5 protein-coding genes are annotated in these 6550 nt (G+C 35.1%); 1 reads left to right on the forward strand and 4 read right to left on the reverse strand.

Annotated elements, in window-relative coordinates:
* Window positions 1-240: 240 nt before the first annotated feature.
* Entirely contained in the window at window positions 241-786 is a 546-nt protein-coding gene (locus QRN68_RS17055; protein WP_285398109.1) for a glutathione peroxidase, read from the reverse strand.
* Between the two features lie 233 nt (window positions 787-1019).
* The gene (locus tag QRN68_RS17060) at window positions 1020-1568 is read right to left on the reverse strand and encodes a hypothetical protein (protein ID WP_285398110.1); all 549 of its coding nucleotides are present in this window, start codon (window positions 1566-1568) and stop codon (window positions 1020-1022) included.
* 93 nt (window positions 1569-1661) lie between these two features.
* Between QRN68_RS17060 and ytvI the strand changes: the two genes are divergently transcribed.
* Window positions 1662-2720 (forward strand): sporulation integral membrane protein YtvI, encoded by a 1059-nt coding sequence (gene ytvI, locus QRN68_RS17065; RefSeq protein ID WP_285398111.1) that lies wholly within the window; start codon window positions 1662-1664, stop codon window positions 2718-2720.
* 112 nt (window positions 2721-2832) lie between these two features.
* On the opposite strand, the gene QRN68_RS17070 is transcribed toward ytvI, so the two are convergent.
* Both QRN68_RS17070 and QRN68_RS17075 read right to left on the reverse strand, forming a co-directional pair.
* Window positions 2833-4014: a C40 family peptidase gene (locus tag QRN68_RS17070; protein ID WP_285398112.1), complete on the reverse strand. Its 1182-nt coding sequence runs from the start codon at window positions 4012-4014 to the stop codon at window positions 2833-2835.
* Window positions 4015-4359: 345 nt separating this feature from the next.
* Complete coding sequence (locus tag QRN68_RS17075; protein ID WP_285398113.1) at window positions 4360-6348, reverse strand: ABC1 kinase family protein; 1989 nt, start codon at window positions 6346-6348, stop codon at window positions 4360-4362.
* Window positions 6349-6550 lie beyond the last annotated feature (202 nt).

The raw sequence follows: 6550 nt of genomic DNA on the forward strand, positions 1-6550 counted from the left end.
TCAGATCCTTCTAATTTAATTAGGGTGGATAAAAATGGTTAATCAACACACCTGACAAAATCATTCTCTATTCTGAATTCACGAGATTTAAAAATGAAGATCTTTACAAAAATATGTACTTGATTGCACATTCCGCTGCGGAAGGACGTGTAAACGTAGTCTGATTCTCCCTCTACTCATATGCTTTCATCAACCAACTTTTTAATCAAAAACGGATTTTAGTATTGATTCAAGGTTATTTTATAGGATTTTTTCAATCGCTTGTTCAATATCAAGCTGTGAATCTGTAGGTTCAAAGCGGGCAACTGTTTTACCATTTGTATCTATTAAAAATTTCGTAAAGTTCCAGCGAATGTTACGACCATCTAAAAAACTAGGCGCAATTTGGATAATTGCTTCTGCTAACATTTTTTCCTGCATACTTGCCTTGCCAAATTCGCGATAATCTATCTCGTGCTTTAAATAATTGAATAATGGGTGTGTCGCATTTCCATTTACCTGCACCAATTCAAAAATTGGGAATGTTACACCATAGTTGATTTTACAAAGGTGTGTAGTTTGTTCGCCATCTTCAGGATTTTGATTATCAAATTGATCACAAGGAAAACCTAATACGACGAAATTATCTTTCCCATATTTGTCATACATTTTTTGTAAGTCTTCGAATTGATATGTAAAACGACACTTGTTTGCTGTATTAACAATTAACAGCGTTTTCCCTCGATAAGTTTCCATTGATAATATTTCACCATTTGGCTTCTTTACTAAATAATTATAAATGCTCATTGTTTAACTCCTTTTATTTTTTCATATATTATGAGGTGTGTTGATTAATCATGTTAGAAGACAATATTTTCCGCTAAGGGCATCGACATACATTAGCAAAATTTTAACAAAAAAAAATCCTATTACCGGTCAAGAATACTCCTATTTTTCCCTGCCCAACACGCCTGGATATATTATAAACTATTTCTCTATTAATGAAAGAATTTTCACAAAAAATAGCCATTCCACGAATTTTAATGGATGGCTTTCCTATATCTTCTTTTGCATTTAACATCTTGTTCTTCCTCAATTAAACGCTCCGCAATTTTTAGTAGCTTCGGGTCTTTCGTCTCATCAAATAGCTTTTTAAAAGATAAAATAATATCATAGCGCATTAATTTCGGATTCTTTTCGTCTAAGCATGTTTGGAATCTTTTTGCCAAATATGAAACGACTAAATCTCTTTGTACCTGCCCTGCTACACCTATTTTCCAAATTGCCTGCAAAGTATGTCTCGCAGTTTCTGTTTTTTCATCATATGTCACTGCCCAAATCTTCAAGAAGTCTTCTAATACTCTCTCTTCCGGATCACTTTTCGCTGCTAATGCGCATAAAAATTGTGCAGCGCTTGCACGAATATGTCCATTTTTGTATGTAAGAGCTTTAACAAGCTGTTCCCAAACTGCATATGTCCAATCAACTGGTTCCTCCATTATTTTCATCAATTCTTCGTAAGATTCATATTGAATATCGCGATCACGCTCTGTTAAATTACTAAAAAGTTGCATAATCTCTTTTTCCATGATTCCATCCCTACCTTTATTGTTTCAGACCGTAATAATATTATAATTTTTTATGGTACACTTAACTTACTTTGCGTAAAAGAAGGTGAGTTTATGAATAAAATTAATACTAGGAAACTAATTTTTAGAATGATTATGATTATTTCTTTAATCGTAGCCGCATATTTTATTATCCCGGTTTCCGTTCCCATAATATTAGCTGGTGTTACCGCATTTTTTTTAGAGCCAATTGTTATGTTCTTTAAACGGCGATGGAAAATGTCTCGGAAAATTGCAGTTGCCTTTATTTATATAGTGAGCGTTATTTTAATTTCTATTATTTGTTACTTTACTATTACACAACTTATGTCGCAAATAATTTTAATTTCAAAGCAAGCTCCCTATTATATTTCAAAACTATCAGAAATGTGGCTCAACATGCAAGAAAACATTTCTAAATACACAGAAGACTTTCCTCCCGAAGTAAGTACCTCGCTTCAAAATACAACAATGGATTTCATAAAGAAAATGGAAGAATCTTTTTTAAACTTCTTTAATTATACTAAAGTTACAGCCTTCTTCGCTGAAATCCCAAGCCTATTTATCAGTCTTCTCGTTTATATGATTGCTCTATTTCTATTTATGCTAGATTTGCCCAAGTTAAAACAGATTACTTATAAATATTTAAAGCCTAGTACTGCAAATAAATTGAAAATCGTCTTGAATCGTTTAAAGGGTGCTATTTTCGGCTATATGAAGGCACATCTACTCGTTAGCTTTGTTATTGGAGGCGTCACACTTATTGGCCTCCTACTAATCCAACCAAAATATGCAATAACGATGACCATCATTATATGGCTAATTGATATTATTCCTTTCCTCGGCTCTATTATTATTTTAGCGCCATGGGGGCTTTATCACCTATTGGTAGGAAATATATCTATTGCTGTAAAATTATTCATCCTAGCTGCTATTTTACTCATTATTCGTCGAGTAGTCGAGCCTAAATTAATGGGTGACCATATCGGTTTATCAACTTTACCTACATTAATTGCAATGTTTATTGGTCTTCAGTTATTTGGTGTGATCGGTTTACTCGCAGGTCCTTTTGTCATTATTTTCTTTATTGCATTAAAAGAAACAGGTATTATCAAGCTGAATTTTAAAATATAGCATTTTAAATAAACACCCATTCAATCATCCCCAAACAAAAAAGGTCATCTTTGTATTTTTTCATTACAAAGATAACCTTTTTGCTATTTAAATCGTCTATATAATGTAAGGCTTATTGAATACGTCCGAAGCCTACTAAATATTGATTCCACCAATCAAGTGATTCAATGACAACACCTTTATTTTGTGCATCAATCATCGTGTTATTACCTAAGTAAATACCTACATGCGCTACGCCTGAACCATAGCTGAAGAATACTAAGTCACCTACACGTGCTTCACTTGCTGAAATACGTTGTGTTGCTAAATATTGTTGTGATGCTGTACGAGGTAAAGATACACCTGCTTGCGCGTAAGACCATTGTACAAGACCAGAGCAGTCAAATCCTGTCGATGGGCTACTACCGCCCCAAACATAGCTGCTACCTAAGAATTGCTTCGCAGTTGAAATAGCATCACCTGAAGATGCAGTTCCTGCGCCAGACCCAACAACAACTTTTTGTGCATTACCTTTGTTACCATTATTACTATTGCTACTATCCTTGTCAGAGCCACTATCGTTACCATTGCCATTTGTTGCTTGTACAACTGGAGTAGCTGATTGAAGTGCACGTAAACGAGCTGCTTCTTCCTCTGCTTTTTTACGTTCTACTTCTAAACGTTCTTCTTCTTTTTTCGTTGCGATTTCTGCCTTTAATGCTAAAGATTTTGCTTCGTTCTCAGCTTTTTTTACTTCCATTTCGCTTTCCTTTTGTTGAAGCTCTTGGAATTGCTTTTGAAGCTCTTTTTGTTTTTCATCTAATGTTGCTTTTTGTTTCTCTAAATTAGCCTTATCTGCTTCTTGTTGATCTACTAATTCTTGGTCAGCATCCATTAATGTTTTTACCGCTACGACACGGTCCATTAAATCTGCAAAGCTTTTTGATTCAAGAACAACGTTTAAGTAAACACCCACAGTGTCATCTTGTGCTTGATACGCAGCCATACGTTCACTTAAAATTTTTGAACGTTGCTCAATACGCTTTTCAGTTTCTTTAATATCTGTATCAACTGCTTTAATATCTGCTTGTACTTTGTTAAATACTTTTACTTTTTCATCGATCTCTTGTTGTAGTTTTGTTAATTCTTCTTGAAGCTTTTTAACTTCTGCATCTATTTTAGCTTTCTTATCAATCATTTGTTGAGATGTTTCTTCTGCGTGTACTTCTGTTGGTTGAACTGTGTTAAATAATAAGCCACCAGCTAGTGCTAATGCTAGTACCACCGACTTACGCCATTTATTGCGCTTACCCACTTAACTTCTTTCCCTTCATTAGTCAATTTCGCTCTTGTAGTTTTAATGTAATCAATTGAACGATTTTTTTTGTAATTTCTTATATTTATATTAGCCTTTTAAAGTTTAGCATTATTAGCATAACTTTTATACTATTTCACACCTTTTTAATCGTTTAGTAAAACTCGAAATATATTTGTAACATTCACGTAAATTCTGAAAAATTCTCTAAAATAGCTTTTTTTTCTACAAAATAAGCCTTTTAACTCTTTTTCTATTAGACACACCCAATAATTTGTAATGTTTTTGTAATATTTCACGAGAACGTTATGAACATAAAAAAAGGTAAGGGAACATCTCCCCTACCTATTGCTTCATAGAACGTAACGCTTGAATAGAAAGCCGAACTAAAAGAATAGCACACAAAAATAAACCTATGTATGCAGCTGTATTTAAGTAAACGGCATATGAAGCGTGAATAAATTGTGCGATTGCTAAAAGTGCTACAGAAATAATGCCAAAGGTAATACCAACAAGAAGCAGGACCAACTGGGAAAACAGATTTGTAATAAAACGAGCATTATGCTCATCCGAAAAAACATCGTGATGTAAAATAATTTTCCCGCTCTCCACCCGTTGAATAAGCTGGTCAACTCGTCTTGGCATTTTGCGTAATGTCGGAATAAGCATGGATAGTTCTTCTTGCAAGCGTTCCTTTGTTGCCATCGGTTCTTTAAATGGCTTCAGGAAAGATGCCCGCATATACGCGGATGAAAAATCTTTTGCTTCCGTAAAAATATCAAAACTCGAATCAATTACCCGCAATGTCCCATCCAATGTTACTAGTGACCTTAGCGCTAAACCTACTGCAGGATAGAAAGCAAGACCGAAATCACGAACAACCGTAAATAACGCATGTATTAATTCTTCTGTTGGAATTCGATCCACGTAAGAAATTTTCAACAAGATTTGATCAATTGCTTGTTCCATCTTTGCACGTTCTGCATGATCAGCATTTTCAATCAATAGTGTTAAGCCATCATATAAAATACTTGAATCATTTAGCTGAATCCCCATTAAAAATAGCTTTAAGCCCTCTTGTTGTGTAGCTCCCAAACGACCAACAGCACCAAAATCAAGCAGGATTGGTGTGCCATCTATCTCATCAATATGGATATTTCCTGGATGTGGATCTGCATGAAAAATACCCGAAAAGAGCATCTGCTCAAAGAAGGAATATAAAACAGTACGCGCAAACTGCATACGATCAATTTTTAAACTATTAAATACAGCCGTACCATCCGCAACACTTTTCCCACGTACATATTCCATAACAATAATATTTTCATTACAATATTCTGTATAGATTTTTGGAATCCGTACCTTATAATCGCTTTTAGCAAGGGCATTTGTCACCTGCAATGTATTCCGAACCTCAATATCTAAATGAATTTCCTCGCGTAATCCATCTGCAAATCCTCTAGCAAGTTCCCGAAAGCCCAGTGACTCAGCCCATGAAGACTTGCTTGTTAGCCAATTGGAAAATTCCTCTAAAATATCGAGATCATCTCGCATGATCCCCTTTATTTCTGGACGCAATAGCTTCACCACGACTTCATCATAATTCTTTAATCGTGCCTTATGTACTTGTCCAATAGATGCCGCAGCAATAGGCTCCATTTGAAAATTTGCAAAGATGTCATTCACCGGCTTAGGAAGTGTTCCTTCTAAAATTTGAGTTATCTGCTCTGACGGTAAAGGCTTCACACGATGCTGTAGCCTCTCCAACTCATCAATAAAGATGGGCGAAAACAGTTCTTTACGTGTAGAAAGCACCTGACCAAATTTAATAAATATCCCACCGCATTGCTCTAAAGTAGCCCTTAAAGCAATTGCAAGCTCCTTTTCATTTTCTCGTTGTCTTGCGTATTTAATCGTTTGAACAACACCATTTGTCACTGCTATTTTTAACACATGTCGCAAGCGCTTTTGTTGTCGCCAGTAGCTACGAAGGCGCAACAATAAATTTTTTTGGCCATTACGACGATCTCCAGCTGCAATACCACTTGGGTCAAAAAGCTCAAAAACAAGGTAGAGCAGCATAGAAATTAGCAGCATACTACCAATCCAAATAAGTGTACTGACCTCTGTCACCGTTTGCATCACCGTTTCGGATAAAAAATCTGTATGGCGCAAATAAGAATACCAGTAAACAAAGGACGTCAAGATCACACTAATGACTACAGAAAGAACCCTACGAACAAAATTGATATTTGAACCAATTAATCGACCACTTACAAAATAAATAATCCCTGATACAACAATGATTTGGATTAAAAATTTCAAAAAAATCAACAGCGTAACCTCCGATGCTACTTCTTAATACCGCAAGTATAACAAATTACTACCTTTTAATTAAAACGAATCCATTTCGTGAAAAGATTCTTTCGAAATGGATTCCCTTTCTAGTAAATACATATGCTTTGACATTAGTTGTTTTAATATGGCTCATCACCATAACGTGTGGTTGATTTCCGTTCCGACTGGGCGCTTTGTT

It is taken from the genome of Lysinibacillus sp. fls2-241-R2A-57, assembly GCF_030209535.1.
Lineage (GTDB): Bacteria > Bacillota > Bacilli > Bacillales_A > Planococcaceae > Lysinibacillus.

Coding starts and splice junctions, on each gene's coding strand:
- QRN68_RS17055 (WP_285398109.1), bottom strand. CDS start 786: ATGAGCATTTATAATTATTTAGTAAAGAAGCCAAATGGTGAAATATTA.
- QRN68_RS17060 (WP_285398110.1), bottom strand. CDS start 1,568: ATGGAAAAAGAGATTATGCAACTTTTTAGTAATTTAACAGAGCGTGAT.
- ytvI (WP_285398111.1), top strand. CDS start 1,662: ATGAATAAAATTAATACTAGGAAACTAATTTTTAGAATGATTATGATT.